Raw genomic sequence first — 15,811 nt, 5'->3', positions numbered from 1 at the left:
CGTCAGCGACTTGACCGGGTCCCAAATAGGAATCCAAGCACCGTAAACATGGCCGCTGCTCCAAACACAACAAATCCGCCGACTAACAGGCGCCCAAACCAGGGATGAGATATGATTTGAACACAGCGCCTGTTCAGCCGGCGGCGAAGCTCGAACTACATCTGAAATCTGCCGCCGATGGCCGCACTTTCCCGGTCGTTGATGGTTTCCGTCATGATCTCATTGATATTTATTTCATCCTCCCGCAAGGGTCGTGAGCGTTGTAATGCGCGCATGGTCAAAGACAGGGTCATGAAAATCAGGTAGATCGGGGCGACGGTGGGTTGAAAAAATAGTCATTTCACCAGCGCATCGCGTCGGGGCGACTGCGGTCTTCACAGACCAGAAAATCCGGTCGCAAACATCCTTGACGCCCAGTCCCAAAGGCCCCGGCCCAAAAATCCCTGAATGGTTTCATCCTGCCTTCGGCCCTCTCCAGGGCGACCGCCGCCGCATTTTTTTCCAGGATGCCGACAGGCTCATAGGTCCATCCCCGCTTCAGCCTCTTCTCCTCGCGAGACAGGCAGGCCAGCGCGTAGCGGCCAAACAGAGGCGCAATCAGTCGCGTTTTCCAGCCGAATGTGTCGTAGATCTCTTCCAGCAGCTGACCCAGTTTTTTCTGCATCCGCTCGTTGCCGCGATACCATTTCTTCATGGCCCAGACCGCCCCTGCATAGGCTGACCGCAGGGGGGCCGCGTCCCATTCGTAGCGTTTCCGGATGCGGCCCTCGGGATGGCGACCATGCGCCCGCCACCCGGCCAGCATGGTCCGGATGAGGCGGTAGAGGCTCGGCCCGTTGCACGCGAAATCCCGGCGGAAGGCTTCGAGCAGAAACTGCTCCTCCATTCCATCACGAATATGCGGATGGCGGTAATTGAAGCGGTACTGCCCATGACTGTCTGCCGGAGGCATGGCGGATTCGGGCAGCAGGGTCCCCGCCTGCCGGTGTTGCTGGTGGAGCGGAGTGCCCGGGTTGGGGGTATAGAGCATGAATTGGTGAAATACGGTATCATGGCTTACGGCATAATCGATGGCGGCACCGATGTTGTCCGGTGTGTGTTCTTCCAGTCCAATGATGGTTGAACCGAGGACGCGGATCCCATTGGACTGCAGGGTCTCCACCAGGTCATGAGTGTTTATCCCGTTGAGCTTGCGGTAGCGGCTGTTTTCCCCCTCGAGTCCCATCCACACCCAGCCGATACCCAGCCCAAGGAGCTGCTCGATCGTATACGAGGCGATGACCCGGGCGGAGCTGAACACGTAAAGTGCCCAACTCTTTTCCGCCGCCTGCATCAATTCGAGCAGGCGCAGGGCACGCTGCCGGTGGAGCAGAAAATTCTCGTCCAGGACGAAAAAGGAATTCACGCCGAGCTTTTCTTCGATTTGACACATGACCGAGAAGAACTGGTCGCCTGTTTCGAAAAAATTGACGAAGTTTCCCTTGCCTCCAAAAAGGGCCGACGTGGAGCAGAAGTTGCAACCCACCGGGCACCCGACAGAAGGAATGAGGATGGCGGCCGTATGACCTTTCCTCTTTGGCAGATTGATGCCCATAATGCGCGCCCCAAACCCCGAGAGAACGGCTGGATGGCGGACCGGCTGCGTTTCGTCCTGGCCGAGGAATTTGCGCAACCAGGCGATGCCGTCCCCACGGACAATATGGTCGGCGTCGATGATCTGGTGCAGGTCTTCGCGCGCAGCGACGTGGCCCCCAACAACAATTGTCGCCTCCGGCCGCTCCCGGCGGATAATGGCACACATTGTCCCGACTTTTTCCACATTAGGTCCGATGGCGCCAATTCCAACGATGTCGTAAGGGGACTGGCGGATCTCGCGCGTGAAGGAATCGAGCGTGGGAAAGTCGAGGACCGTGCACGGGGCTTCGACATTTGCCTGCAGCATGAGCAGGCCGAAGGAACGGTGGAACATGCGCAGGGAAAATCCAGCCTGCAAACGTGTGACCTGGTTATGATACAGTTCCATGGGGTTAAGGCGCCGGCTTCCGAACTGGTCGTCGTGGGCAAACGGCCCAAAGACGCTGCTCAGGAGGATCCTGGCGTCTGTTCCCTTGGGATGACGGGCGATTGCGGTGCTATCCATACAATAGGCTCCTTTCGAGTGGGTTGATGCATGGGACGGGTCTTTGGTAACACCTAAACCGACGGGAAAGAAAGAAGGATTACAAGCTTTTACAATAGTTTTACAATGTTGGAGACAAACCCGTCAGGGGATAACGGCAATTGACATTGACAAAGCGAATTCCACCGGTGTAGCAATCATGAGCATGACACGCAGCGCAAGATGGTTCATCCACCCGATCCTGGTTTTTATTCTCTCCGTCGTAGCCCTGGCCGCGTCGCTGGTACTCTACATCTACTGGTACCTGAAAGTCAGCGCGGGGCTGCAGCGCATCGTCATGACCTACCAACTTGACCAGGAGCGGTTATTCGAGTTCAAGACCTGGGTGGTCATTCTGGTCCTTTCCATCCTGGTCGGGCTCATCGTCGTGGGGGTATTCATCATTTTTGCCTACTACCAGAAAACGTGGCGTCTTTATCGTCTGCAGCGCAACTTTATCGACAGCTTCACGCACGAACTGAAGACGCCCGTGGCTTCTCTGCGGCTCTACCTGGAAACCTTCAAACATCACGAACTGCCGCGTGATGATCAGATCCGGTACATCGATTTCATGCTCAACGACGTAGATCGTCTGCTCGATAACATCAACCGCATTCTCCAACTGGCCAGGATCGAGAGTGGGAGCTATCCCAGAGAATTCGTGCAAACCGATCTGGCGGCATTGATCGAGCGCTTCCGAGACAACAGTGCAGCCCTGTTCCCCAATGGCGTCGTCACCATCGACAATCCGGCACCGCGTCCATTCCCGTTCAACCTTAACGTGGAACTCTTCGACACCCTCCTCATGAATCTTTTCTCCAACGCCATGCGCTACAATGATTCGCCGCAGCCCCGCCTCAATATCCGCTTTGAGCCGCACCCCGAAGGGCTCGATATCCGCTTCGAGGACAATGGCATCGGGATCGAGCACAAGGAACTGGGCAAGATTTTCAAGAAGTATTACCGGGCGGGAAAATCCGACGACATGACGACGCGGGGAAGCGGCATCGGGCTCTACCTCGTCAAGCAGATCGCCCGGCTGCACAAGATTCGGATTTACGCGGAGAGCAACGGTCCGTCGAATGGATCTGTCTTCATCTTGCGTCTGCGTCCGCCCAAGGGAGTCGACTGGACCCGGCGGGTGGCCGCATGAAGAAGCCGGTGAACAAGCGCGTACTCGTGGTCGAGGATGACCGGCACATTGCCGAAGGATTGCGGCTCAACCTGGCACTCAAGGGCTATGAAGCGAAAATTGCTGCTAATGGCATCACCGCCCTTCAGCTTTGGAAGGAATGGAAACCGGATCTGATCGTCCTCGACATCATGCTGCCCCAAATCGATGGACTGAAGGTTCTGCGCAACATCCGACTGGAAGGTGAGATGCCGCCCATCCTCATTCTTTCTGCCCGGGGAGACCCGGAGCAGCGAGTTGAAGGGCTTGCCCTCGGCGCCGATGACTACCTGCCAAAGCCCTTCAACCTGGATGAATTTCTGCTGCGCGTGGAAAGGCTCCTGGCACGGGCGACAAGAGACGTGGGCGGGGAGCGTGCAGCGCCCGAGGGCACCTACGCCTTCGGCGGCAATCGGATCGATTTCGAGCGCTTCCGGGCGACCTGCCGCGAGGGGGAGATCAACCTGACCGAGCAGGAAGTGAAACTCCTCAAGCTGTTTGTCGCCCATCGGGGTAAGCCTCTAACACGGCGTGAAATCCTTGAGGTGGGTTGGGGATACACGGGAAATACACCCACCCGGACAGTGGATAACTTTGTGATGCGGTTTCGCAAGTACTTCGAGGAGAATCCCCGGGAACCGGTTTTTTTCAAGAGCCTGCGCTCCGTAGGCTACATTTTTGATCACGAAGACTAAGCCGCCGGTATTGCATTAAAGGTTTTCAGGCAATCTGCCGATCATCAAACCATGGCTTGCAAGATAATGTTTTGGTGTAGCCAAAATCATTTTCGTGAACAGTATAGTTGGACAACTCCATCCCGACTACCTGAAGAAACCCATCTAAGCAAGGTTTTAACCCCGCCAGGTCTCTGATTTTGAAAAGCACTATAACCCTCCTCTCAATAGCCACTAGCCAATACCTAAAAAATGGCTTCGAGTACGGCCTTAGGGAAGGCCTGGCTAGTCTGTGGATCGGGTGTTGACAACTTGTGACAGCCAGCGGAAAATGATCATCGGGATCGCCCTATCAGCTCATATGCTGTGGCGCATTTTACAGAACCGTGCAAACCGCTGAACAGCTCATTTGCCGTCTGATTTCAGAGCCTTCTCAAGCGGGTTAAGCATGTCGACCGATGATGTACTTGTTATGGGAAGGATGGTCCCCGGCTGCTCAAGGGACTGTCACAATGGAGAATTCCTATGTCTACAGGCGCTGCAGGCGCACCAACACATCGACTGCTGTGGCTGCAGGTGATGTGTTTGACGGTTTTGCTGATTGCGCTGGCGGTTTTGTCCCTGGAGGCAACCGAGCAAGCCGGAGAAATCCGGCTGAGCACGCAAGAAAAACGGTGGATTGCCGAACATGGTCCGGTGCGAGTGGGATTTCCTGGAGACTTTGCGCCGCTCTTTTTCACTGAAGGCGACGTCATCAAAGGTATCAATCCGGATCATCTTCGGCTGATAGGCGAACGTGCCGGAGTGACATTTGAGTTTGTCCGCATCCCCGCCCATCACCTGGATGACCATGTGCTGGAAGGCAAAATTGATATGTCCGTGGCCTTTGCGATTCCCGAACGGGAAGGCCATGTTCTGACCACCCTGCCGCTCATGGACATTGACGTTTTTGTGGTGGGCCGCAGCGATATGCCGCCGATCTACGGTCTTTCCGCCTTGCACAAAAAAAGAATGGCGGTGGTCAAGGGCATTCGAATATACACTCACCTATTGAAGGATTTTCCGGACATCGAAATCTATCCGACGGACACGCTCGAGGAAGCACTGGCTGCGGTGACGTCCGGGCAAGCCGATGCCACCATGGGCGCCATGGTCATGATGGGGCATCTGCTGCAGGACTATCCGACCCTGAAAATCCTTGGTTCCGCCGGTGTGTCTCGCCAATCTTATTTGTACATGGTGCGCAAAGATTTGCCCGAACTCGTCGGCATCATCAATAAAGACATTGCGGGAACGCCCAACGAAGAAGTCGATGCCATCATCCACAAGTGGTTTAAGGTACCGATTGAGACCAGAACGGACTGGTCGACCATCTTTCGCTGGGTTGCCGGCGTCAGCGCAGTTTTTGTCCTTATCCTCGCCCTGTCCCTTTACTGGAATAGGAAACTCCTGCGGGAGATCAGCGAGCGCAGAAGCATGGAAGAGGCCCTGAGAGAAAACGAAGAGCGTTTTCGTGTGACCTTTGACAAGGCTCCTGTGGGTGCAGCCATAGCGAGTGCAGATTTTCGACTGCAGAAGGTCAATGAGGAATTTTGCCGTTTTACCGGCTATTCGGCTGAGGAACTGGAGCAGTTGACCTGGGCCGACATCACCCATCCTGACGATATAACAGCGGATATGGAACAGGCAAAGCGCCTGGTGGCCGGAGAGATCGATCACTATACCATCGAGAAACGCTATCTGCGAAAAGACGGTCAAATCGTGTGGGGCAGCCTTTCCGTGCGTGCCGTCGAAAACCCTGATGGAACTTCATCCTATTACATTCCAATAGTGATCGACATCACCGGGCACAAACAGTCCAAGCTGCAGCTGGAAGAGAGTGAACTGCGCTTCAGGGAACTGTTTGACAACATGCGCTCCGGCGTTGCCATATACGATAGCCCGGACAACGGTCAAAGCTTTGTTTTCAAGGATCTGAACAGGGCCGGACTGGAGTACGGCCAAAAGAAAAAAGAGCAGGTTATCGGCAAAGACGTGCGCGAGATTTTTCCTGGTGTTGAGGCCCTGGGGCTATTGGAGGTATTCCGGCGGGTATGGAAAACGGGAAAGCCGGAACATCATCCGGCCGGCATCTATAAGGACGACCAGCTGGAGCTCTGGGTCGAAAACTACGTTTGCAAGCTGCCTTGTGAGGAACTGGTCGCGATTTATGAGGATAGCACCGCCCGGAAGAGGGCCGAAGAGGCACAGCAAAAGTTGGAAAGACAGTTGCTCCAGGCACACAAAATGGAAGCCATAGGTACGCTGGCGGGAGGAATAGCCCACGAATTCAACAACATACTGGGCATCATTTTGGGCAATGCTGAACTGGCCGCTGCGGATATTCCCGACTGGAACCCTGTCAGCATGAATATGGCCGAAATCAAATCCGCCAGCTTTCGCGCCAGGGATATTGTCCGGCAACTGCTGGCTTTCAGTCGCAAAGCGGAAGAAAATCGACGCTCCGTCGACTTGGCTTCGCTGCTGCAGGAAGCCGTCAGATTTTTGCGATCCTCCATCCCGACCAATATCGAAATCCGGCAGAATATATCTGAACAATGCCATGCGGTTGCGGCTGATCCGACACAAATCCATCAGGTTTTATTGAATCTCGGCACCAACGCACTCCACGCCATGGAAGAACATGGGGGAATCCTGCACTTCGCTCTTCAAAACTTTACCCTGCACGGAGACAACCGGGATTTCGCTGCAAGACTGCAGCCCGGCGAATACGTGATGCTCAAGGTGAGCGATAGCGGGCATGGCATCCCGGCCGACGTTGTGAACCGCATTTTTGAGCCCTATTTCACCACCAAGGAAATGGGCAAAGGAACGGGAATGGGTCTTGCCGTGGTGCATGGAATTGTTGAAAGCCACGGCGGCAGCATCCAGGTGGAGAGTCGTGCAGGCGCGGGCACAACCTTTACGATTTACCTTCCCGCGGCGCCAAAGGAATATGAATCGTTTGAAGAGACAACGCAGCAGGTCCCCACCGGATGCGAACGAATCCTTTTCGTGGACGATGAAGAATCGATAGCCGCCATAGGAAAATCGATACTGGAAAGACTCGGCTATGCCGTGCACATCGAGACCGATGCCAAAAAAGCATTGGAAGTTTTCGCCGCCGAGCCCGGGAAATTCGATTTGATCATAACGGACATGGCCATGCCCGGGTTGACGGGCGACCAGCTGATAAGCAAGGTGCTGCAGATTCGCCCCGCAATGAAAACCATCCTGTGTACCGGCTACAGCGAGAAAATCAATGAGGAAGCCGCTCATGCACTGGGAGCCCTTGAATATGCTCTGAAGCCACTCGATACGCAACAATTGGCAACGGTGGTGCGCAAGGCGCTGGAGGGCAATGGCTGAGCCCATTCTGCATATGCGCGATGCCCCCGGCACTCTTCCTTTCAGGCATGAGCCGCTCGCGTTTACCCCCGCATGATATTTTCGCGTTGATGACTGCTATACCGGTTAAGCATTAGATGTTTCATTGTTTGCAGGCCTTGTTGATGGGTTGCGCTTTGCTGCACCCATCCTACGGGATTGCTGCACTTGCCCGTAACCACTTTGATGTAGGATGGGTAGAGTCGCGCCCAAGCGTGACGAAACCCATCAGGATGTGATGAGGGACGCCCATGAAATTATGCTTTGCGTCTGGCGGGGCGGTATGTTCGAAGTGGCTTAGGGAACGGGGTCAAAAACGCAATCTAGCCGCCACTGAATCCTCGCGAGCAATAAAAAAAAGGACCCGACCGATTTGGCCAAGCCCCTTATTTTCTTTAAGTTTTTCTGGTAGCGGGGAGAGGATTTGAACCTCTGACCTTCGGGTTATGAGCCCGACGAGCTACCTGACTGCTCCACCCCGCGACAAGATGCCTAAAGGTACCTCAAACGCGGCTTCCCGTCAAGACGCTTTAAAATTTTTCTTGAGAAAGTTTCGATCTTTGTGTTGGCAGGGTGCCGGGTACCGGAATTTCATCGCGACACTACCGTTTCTAGGAAAATGATTTTGCCTTCCAGGCGGGCTGGGTTCAGGTACAAAACCCGGCAATCCGGCAGACGCTCTTGAATCAGAGGGAGCCTTTCGATGAGGGAACGCCTCGGCGTCTGCGGTCAAAGGCCGTCGCTTCGTCCAGGGCTCTGCCCAGGGCCTTGAAGATCGCTTCCAGGATGTGGTGCGTGTTGGCTCCGCACGGCACTTCAATGTGCAGGGTGATGCCGCCGTGCTGGCAGAAGGCACGCAAGAACTCCGGGACCAGCTGCGTTTCGAACTGCCCCACCCGCGAAGACATGGGAGGAGTGTGATAGACCAGAAAGGGTCGATTGGAGAGGTCGAGGGTTACCGCCGCGCGCGCTTCATCCATGGGCACTACGGCGTGTCCGTAGCGACGTATCCCCTGTCTTTCGCCGAGCGCCCGGGAAAGCGCCTGCCCGAGACAAATGCCGAGGTCTTCGACCGTATGATGGGCGTCCACTTCCAGATCGCCCTGTGCTTCCACATCCAGGTCAAACAAGCCGTGGGCCGCAAACAGCGTCAGCATATGATCGAGAAAAGGGACTCCGGTTGTGAGTCGGACCGATCCCTGTCCATCCAAATCCAGGGTCAACCGAATTTGAGTTTCCCTGGTCTCCCTGGTCACCCGCCCGCGTCTTGAATCCGCCATGAGAATGATATCCACTCCTGTTTAATGGGTTTGTGCCCGCCATAAAGTCCAGACGATCCAGGGGTTCTGCGAGGTCTCCGCCGCACCCCCTGCGGGGGAGAGGAAGCGCGCCCCGAGTACCCTGGGGCCATGTTTGGGTCAATGTCAGCCCGCAAGGGGGAAAGGCACTGAACGTTGTCGGTCAACCTCCCAGACCCCGTCGCAGGGTCACCACAAAATCCTGCACGTTGGTCAGGATGGTGCGGGCGGTCAAGGACCCGCGGTTCACCAGCTTGTTGGTGGCAAACTCGGACATATCCACGCTGTAAAAGTACACCGGCCTGATTGCCCCGCCCCCTGCCACTTTGTAGGACGGCGTCATATTGCCGGCAGCAATGCCGTGCAGCTGGGTGGCCAGCGCGAGCACCGTGGTCGCGCGGCGCACCAGCGAGCGCATGTCATCCTGGGCACGGTACACATCGGCAAGCACTTCCGGCATGGGCCCGTCATCGCGAATGGAGCCGGCCAACACGCAGGGGATCTGCCTGTCAATCAGCGCCCGCATGACTCCGTCCCGGATGAGGCCCTGGCGGCAGGCCGTTTCCATCGATCCGACCTGCCTGATGCGATTGAGGGCATCCAGGTGTTTGTAATGTCCCGCCTTGGCGTGCTGCTTGGAATACAGGTCCTGTCCGAGGGCCGTGCCATAGAGCGAGCCTTCCACGTCGTGGGTGGCCAGCGCATTGCCCGCCAGAATTGCGTGGACGTATCCTTCATGGATGATGTCCACAAAGGCGTTGCGCGCATCGTGATCGAACACGACGGCAGGTCCGAGCACCCACAGGATAAAACCGTTGTCGCGCTCGTATGCAAGCAGTTCGTAGAGTTCGTCGTAATCAATGGAAAACGCCGTTTCGCGCGTCGTATGCGTGCGGAATGCAAATTTTTCCATGACATGCCGAGGAAAAGCGAAGGCTCCCGTATGAACGAAGATTCCGTCTTCACCGTTTTCCCCGCGTCCGCACGCCACCAGCTCACCCACCCGCAGACGGCGAAATTCCTTGACACTCAGGGAGTCATCGGGCTCCAGCACAACAACGCAGTCCATGCGCGATTCCAGCGGCAGCCGCCATTGCCCTTTGGCTATCTGAAAGTATTCCGGAAAAATCGTGGTCGCGTGGTAGTTTTCCGGGGCAACCCCAGGCTGCACGACTTCTTTGAAGGTCACCAGAGGAGCATCGCGCAGAGGAGGATGGGCAAAGTCAGGGGGACTGAACTCAGGTAACACAAAGGCCATGAAAAAACCTCATCATCCGCCGCCTGCAAGGGTGGGACGGCGTAAAAGCTCGATTCGCCGGAAGCTCCGATCGCCGCTCACCGGGCATTTTGTTCCTGCTTGGTGACTTCCTTGTAGAAATAGACAAAGTAGGCCATGGCAGACCAGTATCCAAGGACCACCGAAGCCCACAGGAAAAAAACACCTATCCAGTCCAACACGAATCCGATCTTGGGAATGTACAAAAGCAGAAACAGCAGGCCCACCGTCTGCGAGATGAGCTTGTTTTTGCCCGTACGGCTGGCGTACAGAATGAGTCCCTGGCTGGCGGCAATGGAGCGCAGCCCGGTGATGGTGATTTCCCGGCCGATGATGAGAAACACCAGCCAGCCCTGCACCTTACCGGAGGCGATGAGCATGATCAGAACGGCGGAAGTCAGCAGCTTGTCGGCCAGCGGGTCCAGCAGCTTACCCACGGAGGTCACCAGGTTGTGGCGACGGGCCAGAATTCCATCGAGATAGTCGGTAATGGAGGCCAAAACGAACAGCAGAAAAGCAAAGTTGTAGGATTTTGCGGAAACCGGAGGATTAAGGAAGTAAAGGATCAGCGGTATGATGGCAATCCTGAGGTAAGTCAAGAGATTGGGTAAATTCAGGAAGTTCTGACGCGAAAAACCGCTCATCGATATTGCAACCCTTATCTGCCAGCCAAGTTACCAGTAACACTTGAAAACTCTGTTTTTATCAGGGTACGGACAATGCGTAGAAATCCAGGACCCTGCGAACGTATGTCTGGGTTTCACTGTAGGGAGGAATGCCCCCATGCTGCTGGACCGCTTCGGGGCCGGCGTTGTAGGCGGCGAGCGCCAGGGGGACGTTGTTCTTGAAGCGATTCAGCAGGGTCTTGAGGTAGCGGACTCCTCCGTCGATATTTTCCACCGGATCGAATGGATTGACCACTCCCAGATCTTTGGAGGTAGCGGGCATCAACTGCATCAATCCTACAGCTCCTTTGGGAGAAACGGCTACCGGATTGAAGGCCGATTCCGCCTTGATGACCGCCTTGACCAGCTTTTGATCCATGCCATGGCGCTTGCAGGCGCTGATGATGTGCTTGTCATAGGACGAATTCTTCCTCGAAGGCTTTATTCGCGGGAAAACGATCTTTTTGTTGGGACTGATTTTGATCCAGTTGGATCCCTTGGTAACGGTACAGTAGCGGGACCGGTCGATCTTCTCGAAGATTGGCTGGGTGGGGATATTGGTGAGATGCACCACGCCGTCCTTGTCGACATATTTGTAGAACTCTGCGCTAACGGTTGCCGCGAAAATCAATCCCAATACAAGCCAAGTCATCAAGAGTGCAGATGTGTGCCGAATCGCAACAGGCTTCATTGCCCCCCTCCCTTTTGGCTCCAGAGCGAACCTGTATCAAGCGGATGCCTTTTCTACCTTCTGCCAGTCCCGCAAAAACGCATCCAGCCCGGCTTGGGTGAGTGGATGCCGGGCCAGTTGCCCAATCACCTTGAAGGGGATGGTGGCAATATCCGCGCCCATTTTGGCCGCAGCCAAAACATGCAGCGGGTTGCGCACACTGGCCACGATAATCTCCGTTTCAAATAAATAATTGGCATAAATATCAACGATCTGTTCAACCAGATCCATGCCGTCATGGGCAATGTCATCCAGTCGGCCGACAAACGGGCTGACATAGCTCGCACCGGCTTTTGCCGCCAGCAGCGCCTGCAACGGCGAAAAAACCAGGGTGACGTTCGTCCTTATGCCTTCCTCGGCAAGCTGTTTGACCGCTTTCAGCCCGTCTGTGGTCATCGGAATCTTGACCACCACGTGGGCATCGATTGCCGCCAGTCTACGCGCCTCAACCACCATCCGTTCATGCTCCGTGCTCACCACCTCGGCATTGACGGGAGCATGCACCACATTGCAGATGGCCTTGATGTGCTGTTCAAAGCCTTCTCTGTTGCCGATTCCTTCCTTGGCGATCAGGGATGGATTCGTTGTGACTCCGTCCAGGATTCCAAGGCTATGAGCTTCCATTATTTCATCCAGGTTCGCGGTGTCAATGAAGAATTTCATTAGCTCCTCCTGTCTGAGCCGGCACAAAATCTCTACTGCCGTCCTTGATGTTTCAGCAAATATGCATCACGGCACGTGGCACTGCAAAAGTAGGTGGGTTTGCCGTCAATGTCGGCCTTTACACCCGTCTGTTTCAGAAAGTAAGCGCCGCAGTATGGATCCTGTATCAGATCGGTGTCGGCGCGGGGGGTATCGTCGCGTCGCTCCCCCGGTTGGAATAGCGACCCAGCAAACGATTTCACCAGCCGGTAAGCCAGATAGATGAGAAGAATGTAAAGAACCAGCCGAATCATTGGACCTCTATGCGCACCACTTGCTTGCCGCTCCCGCCCAGTCTTTCCACCAGCTGCACTACGCCAACATGCAGCACGGGGTGAAGCCAGCCCGGCTCGATTTCCTGCAGCGGCGCCAACACAAACAGGCGCTCATGCATTCTTGGGTGAGGGATGGTCAAATCGGGCAGTCGGATGATCTCATTGCCGTAAGCCAGGATATCCAGATCCAGGGTTCGGGGTCCCCAGCGCTCTGCGCGAATTCTTCCGAAATGGTTCTCAATTTCGGCGAGAACCTCCCACAGCGCCTGCGGCTCCAGGTCCGTCACACACTGCACCACCCCGTTAACGAACCATGGCTGGTCCTCGAAGCCCACCGGCTCCGTGCGATAAAAAGACGATACCCTGCGGATTTCGATGTCCGCATTTTGCCCCAACCGCCGCACCGCTTCACGGCATATCCGCAGCGAGTCTCCCTGGTTGCTGCCGAAGCCGATAAACACCACGCGCATGGTCTCAAAAGGACAATTTCCGGATGCGTTCAACCGCTTCCTCAATGCGCTCCCTGGAGACGGTCAGAGCCAGACGGATGTAGCCTTCCCCGGGCTCGCCGAATCCGCTGCCCGGCGTGGTCACGATACCGGCCTCTTTGAGCAGCAGAGATGAGAATTCTTTGGAACTGTACCCGGCGGGGACCGGGCACCACACATAAAAAGTGGCTTTGGGGCTCTGCGCCTCGATCCCGGCGCGGCGCAGACCCGCGATCAAGACATCGCGTCGTTCCTGATAGGTTTTCTGCATTTCGGCGACACAGCTCTGATCCCCTTCAATGGCCGCAATGCCCGCCCACTGAACGGCGTTAAAGGCGCCTGAATCGATGTTGCTCTTGATCTGTCCGAGGGCGTCGATCACCTGAGCATTGCCCACCGCGCTGCCTATGCGCCAGCCCGTCATGTTGTAAGTCTTGGAGAGCGAATGAAACTCAATGCCCACTTCTTTGGCGCCGGGAACTTCCAGGAAGCTCATTGGCCGATAGCCGTCAAAGGCCATCTCCGTGTAGGCCGCATCGTGGCACACGATCACATCGTATTGCTTGGCAAAATCCACGACCTTCCGGAAAAAGTCGCGCTCCGCCGTCGCCCCGGTTGGATTGTTGGGATAGTTGATAAACATCAATTTGGCGCGGCGGGCGACATCCGGAGCGATGGCCTGGAGATCCGGCAGAAAATGGTTTTCCCGCACAAGGGGCATAAAATGCGATTCTCCTCCGGCAAAAAGCACCGCCACATTGTACACGGGATAAGCCGGCGTCGGCACCAGCGCAAGGTCCCCCGGGTTGATGAGGGCCAGCGGAAGATGGGCGATGCCTTCCTTGGAGCCGATCAGGGTCAGCACCTCGTCGGCCGGATTCAATTCCACGCCGAACCTCGATTGGTACCAGTTGGCAATGCTCACCTTGAAATCGTTCATACCCGAGTAGGAAGGGTATTGATGATTGACGGGATCTTCGGCGGTCTGCTGGAGCTTCTCGATGATATGCCGGGGGGTTGGGAGGTCGGGATCTCCGACTCCGAGATTGATCACATCGACGCCGTTGCGCAGCAGCTCAGCTTTCAATCGATCGATCTCTTGAAACAGATAGGGAGGCAATCGCTTCAAACGGGTTGCTTTTTCAAATGCCATAGTGTTCTCCGAGACAGTCATCACGTTACCCTGGGTGCAGTCGGGCTGTTCCCGCCGACCCGCAATAAAAGTTATGCCGTTCTGATTCCCAACACATCGTGCATGTCGTACAGGCCGACGGGCTGCTTGACCACCCATTGAGCGGCATGCACCGCCCCTCGGGCGAAGTTGTCACGACTGTGTGCGCGATGCGTCAGTTCAATCCGTTCTCCCAGGGACGCAAACATGACCGTATGCTCGCCGACGATATCCCCACCCCTCAAAGTCTGGATTCCAATTTCGTCGCTTTTCCGTTCTCCGATCAGGCCGTGCCGAGCGAAAACGCCGGATTTGTCGAGATCCCTGCCGAGCGCATCGGCAATCACCTGAGCCAATTTCAACGCGGTGCCGCTGGGCGCGTCTTTTTTGAAACGGTGGTGCGACTCGACGATTTCCACATCGAAGTCGTCACCCAAAAGTGTCGCCACATCCGCAACCAACTTGAACAGTACGTTGACCCCGACGCTCATGTTGGGGGCCAATACGCAGGGGAAATTCTGCGCCAGGACCTGCGCCTCCTGCAGCTGTTCCGCGGAAAAACCCGTGGACCCGATCACCATGGCCTTGTGTGATGCGGCGGCTGCACGCATGTGCGCCAGAGAACTGGCAGCATTGGTGAAGTCGATGACGACATCCGCCCTGTCCAGCACCTGGAGGATGTTGCCTGTCACGGTTTGCCCGCATGGGGCTCCCCCTGTCACTTCGGAAAGATCTTTCCCGACCCCGGGATGATCCGGGTGTTCAAAACCGGCCACCAGCTCAATTGCTTCCGTCTCGCGAACCAGCTGGGCGATTCGCGAGCCCATCCTGCCCCCAATGCCGGCTACTGCCACACGCACCATGGTGCCCTCCTCTGCATGAAAGAATTGACCGGTTACAGCAGTCCATACTGCTGCAAATCCTTGCGCAGCCGCTCCCGATTGGTTTCCGACATGGGCACCAGCGGCAACCGAACTTCGTCGCTGGCGATCTTTTTCATCATGAGTAAAGCCGCTTTGACCGGAGCCGGATTGGTCTCGTAGAACAGGGCGTGGCACAAGGGAAGCAGCTTGTAGTAGAGTTTGCGGGCTTCACTGAATTTTTCCCCAAAGAACAGGTTGCACAGCTCGGCCATATCCCGCGGCACAATGTTGGATGAAACCGAGATGACCCCCTTCCCCCCCACGCAGAGAAGCGGGAAGGTCAGGAAATCCTCGCCGGAAAGGACGGCAAAATCGTCTCCACAGCGCGCCATAATATCGGTTATCTGTTTCATGGACCCGGAAGCCTCTTTCACACCCACAATATTGCTGATTTTGGCGAGTCGGGCGATGGTGTCCGGTTCCATGTTGACCGCGCTGCGTCCCGGGATGTTGTACAGAATAATCGGGATATCGACGGCCCGAGCCACCTTTTCAAAATGTCGATAGAGCCCTTCCTGAGTGGGCTTGTTGTAGTACGGGCAGATCATCAGTGCGCCGTCAGCCCCCGCGTCTTTGGCATGTTTGGTGAGGCGGATGGCTTCCTCGGTATTGTTGGAGCCCGTTCCCGCCACGACCGGCAAACGCTTGTTGACCTGCTCCACAGTGATCTCGATGACCCGTTCGTGCTCCTTGAAGGAAAGAGTCGCCGATTCACCGGTAGTTCCGCATGGCACGATGCCATGGGTTCCGTTGGCAATTTGGAATTCGATCAAGTCGCGCAGTCCCGACTCATCCAACTGCCCGTTCTTGAACGGTGTGACAATGGCTACCATGGCACCCTGGAACATAGCTTA

The 15,811-nt window shown here is 55.9% G+C and carries 14 protein-coding genes and 1 tRNA gene; 3 read left to right on the top strand and 12 right to left on the bottom strand.

Annotated features, from left to right (window positions below; genetic code table 11):
- Positions 1–340 precede the first annotated feature (340 nt).
- Positions 341–2,140 carry a B12-binding domain-containing radical SAM protein gene (locus K1V27_RS06430; protein WP_258928782.1) on the bottom strand — a complete coding sequence of 600 codons (1,800 nt, stop codon included), beginning with the start codon at positions 2,138–2,140 and terminating at the stop codon, positions 341–343.
- Between the two features lie 184 nt (positions 2,141–2,324).
- Between K1V27_RS06430 and K1V27_RS06425 the strand changes: the two genes are divergently transcribed.
- The 3 genes from K1V27_RS06425 (at position 2,325) to K1V27_RS06415 (ending at position 7,411) form a co-directional block, all read left to right on the top strand.
- Entirely contained in the window at positions 2,325–3,311 is a 987-nt protein-coding gene (locus tag K1V27_RS06425) for a sensor histidine kinase (protein ID WP_258928781.1), read from the top strand.
- A complete protein-coding gene (locus K1V27_RS06420) occupies positions 3,308–4,024 on the top strand; it encodes a response regulator transcription factor (protein ID WP_258928779.1) in 717 nt (238 codons plus the stop codon). The genes K1V27_RS06425 and K1V27_RS06420 overlap by 4 nt, the downstream gene beginning before the upstream one ends.
- Before the next feature lie 504 nt (positions 4,025–4,528).
- Positions 4,529–7,411, top strand: a complete 2,883-nt coding sequence (locus K1V27_RS06415) for a PAS domain S-box protein (protein WP_258928778.1) — start codon at positions 4,529–4,531, stop codon at positions 7,409–7,411.
- Between the two features lie 424 nt (positions 7,412–7,835).
- Here the strand turns inward: K1V27_RS06415 and K1V27_RS06410 are convergent.
- The 11 genes from K1V27_RS06410 to dapA form a co-directional block, all read right to left on the bottom strand.
- Positions 7,836–7,912: transfer RNA gene (locus tag K1V27_RS06410), tRNA-Met, on the bottom strand.
- A 203-nt stretch (positions 7,913–8,115) separates the two neighbouring features.
- Positions 8,116–8,709, bottom strand: coding sequence for an imidazoleglycerol-phosphate dehydratase HisB (gene hisB / locus K1V27_RS06405; protein ID WP_258928777.1), 594 nt, complete (start codon positions 8,707–8,709; stop codon positions 8,116–8,118).
- A gap of 181 nt (positions 8,710–8,890) precedes the next feature.
- Positions 8,891–9,985, bottom strand: a complete 1,095-nt coding sequence (locus K1V27_RS06400) for a putative NPN-dependent ornithine cyclodeaminase (RefSeq protein WP_258928776.1) — start codon at positions 9,983–9,985, stop codon at positions 8,891–8,893.
- A 77-nt stretch (positions 9,986–10,062) separates the two neighbouring features.
- Positions 10,063–10,647 (bottom strand): CDP-diacylglycerol--glycerol-3-phosphate 3-phosphatidyltransferase, encoded by a 585-nt coding sequence (gene pgsA, locus K1V27_RS06395; RefSeq protein WP_258928775.1) that lies wholly within the window; start codon positions 10,645–10,647, stop codon positions 10,063–10,065.
- A gap of 61 nt (positions 10,648–10,708) precedes the next feature.
- Positions 10,709–11,359 (bottom strand): lytic transglycosylase domain-containing protein, encoded by a 651-nt coding sequence (locus K1V27_RS06390; protein WP_258928774.1) that lies wholly within the window; start codon positions 11,357–11,359, stop codon positions 10,709–10,711.
- A gap of 36 nt (positions 11,360–11,395) precedes the next feature.
- Entirely contained in the window at positions 11,396–12,061 is a 666-nt protein-coding gene (fsa, locus tag K1V27_RS06385) for a fructose-6-phosphate aldolase (protein WP_258928773.1), read from the bottom strand.
- Between the two features lie 32 nt (positions 12,062–12,093).
- Positions 12,094–12,354, bottom strand: coding sequence for an eL24 family ribosomal protein (locus tag K1V27_RS06380; protein ID WP_258928772.1), 261 nt, complete (start codon positions 12,352–12,354; stop codon positions 12,094–12,096).
- Positions 12,351–12,845 carry a 2-amino-4-hydroxy-6-hydroxymethyldihydropteridine diphosphokinase gene (gene folK / locus K1V27_RS06375; RefSeq protein ID WP_258928771.1) on the bottom strand — a complete coding sequence of 165 codons (495 nt, stop codon included), beginning with the start codon at positions 12,843–12,845 and terminating at the stop codon, positions 12,351–12,353. Before folK ends, K1V27_RS06380 begins: the two co-directional genes overlap by 4 nt.
- A gap of 4 nt (positions 12,846–12,849) precedes the next feature.
- Positions 12,850–14,016 carry an LL-diaminopimelate aminotransferase gene (locus tag K1V27_RS06370; protein ID WP_258928770.1) on the bottom strand — a complete coding sequence of 389 codons (1,167 nt, stop codon included), beginning with the start codon at positions 14,014–14,016 and terminating at the stop codon, positions 12,850–12,852.
- 71 nt (positions 14,017–14,087) lie between these two features.
- Positions 14,088–14,897: a 4-hydroxy-tetrahydrodipicolinate reductase gene (gene dapB / locus K1V27_RS06365; RefSeq protein WP_258928769.1), complete on the bottom strand. Its 810-nt coding sequence runs from the start codon at positions 14,895–14,897 to the stop codon at positions 14,088–14,090.
- Between the two features lie 32 nt (positions 14,898–14,929).
- A complete protein-coding gene (gene dapA / locus K1V27_RS06360) occupies positions 14,930–15,805 on the bottom strand; it encodes a 4-hydroxy-tetrahydrodipicolinate synthase (protein WP_258928768.1) in 876 nt (291 codons plus the stop codon).
- Positions 15,806–15,811 lie beyond the last annotated feature (6 nt).

The sequence above is a fragment of the Desulfoferrobacter suflitae genome (genome assembly GCF_022603395.1).
GTDB lineage: Bacteria > Desulfobacterota > Syntrophobacteria > Syntrophobacterales > Syntrophobacteraceae > Desulfoferrobacter > Desulfoferrobacter suflitae.
This window is presented reverse-complemented; position numbering and strand designations above follow the sequence as displayed.

What these genes read in the sequence shown, in the direction of transcription:
- K1V27_RS06430 (WP_258928782.1), bottom strand. Translation starts at nt 2,140, where the DNA reads ATGGATAGCACCGCAATCGCCCGTCATCCCAAGGGAACAGACGCCAGG.
- K1V27_RS06425 (WP_258928781.1), top strand. Translation starts at nt 2,325, where the DNA reads ATGACACGCAGCGCAAGATGGTTCATCCACCCGATCCTGGTTTTTATT.
- K1V27_RS06420 (WP_258928779.1), top strand. Translation starts at nt 3,308, where the DNA reads ATGAAGAAGCCGGTGAACAAGCGCGTACTCGTGGTCGAGGATGACCGG.
- K1V27_RS06415 (WP_258928778.1), top strand. Translation starts at nt 4,529, where the DNA reads ATGTCTACAGGCGCTGCAGGCGCACCAACACATCGACTGCTGTGGCTG.
- hisB (WP_258928777.1), bottom strand. Translation starts at nt 8,709, where the DNA reads ATGGCGGATTCAAGACGCGGGCGGGTGACCAGGGAGACCAGGGAAACT.
- K1V27_RS06400 (WP_258928776.1), bottom strand. Translation starts at nt 9,985, where the DNA reads ATGGCCTTTGTGTTACCTGAGTTCAGTCCCCCTGACTTTGCCCATCCT.
- pgsA (WP_258928775.1), bottom strand. Translation starts at nt 10,647, where the DNA reads ATGAGCGGTTTTTCGCGTCAGAACTTCCTGAATTTACCCAATCTCTTG.
- K1V27_RS06390 (WP_258928774.1), bottom strand. Translation starts at nt 11,359, where the DNA reads ATGAAGCCTGTTGCGATTCGGCACACATCTGCACTCTTGATGACTTGG.
- fsa (WP_258928773.1), bottom strand. Translation starts at nt 12,061, where the DNA reads ATGAAATTCTTCATTGACACCGCGAACCTGGATGAAATAATGGAAGCT.
- K1V27_RS06380 (WP_258928772.1), bottom strand. Translation starts at nt 12,354, where the DNA reads ATGATTCGGCTGGTTCTTTACATTCTTCTCATCTATCTGGCTTACCGG.
- folK (WP_258928771.1), bottom strand. Translation starts at nt 12,845, where the DNA reads ATGCGCGTGGTGTTTATCGGCTTCGGCAGCAACCAGGGAGACTCGCTG.
- K1V27_RS06370 (WP_258928770.1), bottom strand. Translation starts at nt 14,016, where the DNA reads ATGGCATTTGAAAAAGCAACCCGTTTGAAGCGATTGCCTCCCTATCTG.
- dapB (WP_258928769.1), bottom strand. Translation starts at nt 14,897, where the DNA reads ATGGTGCGTGTGGCAGTAGCCGGCATTGGGGGCAGGATGGGCTCGCGA.
- dapA (WP_258928768.1), bottom strand. Translation starts at nt 15,805, where the DNA reads ATGTTCCAGGGTGCCATGGTAGCCATTGTCACACCGTTCAAGAACGGG.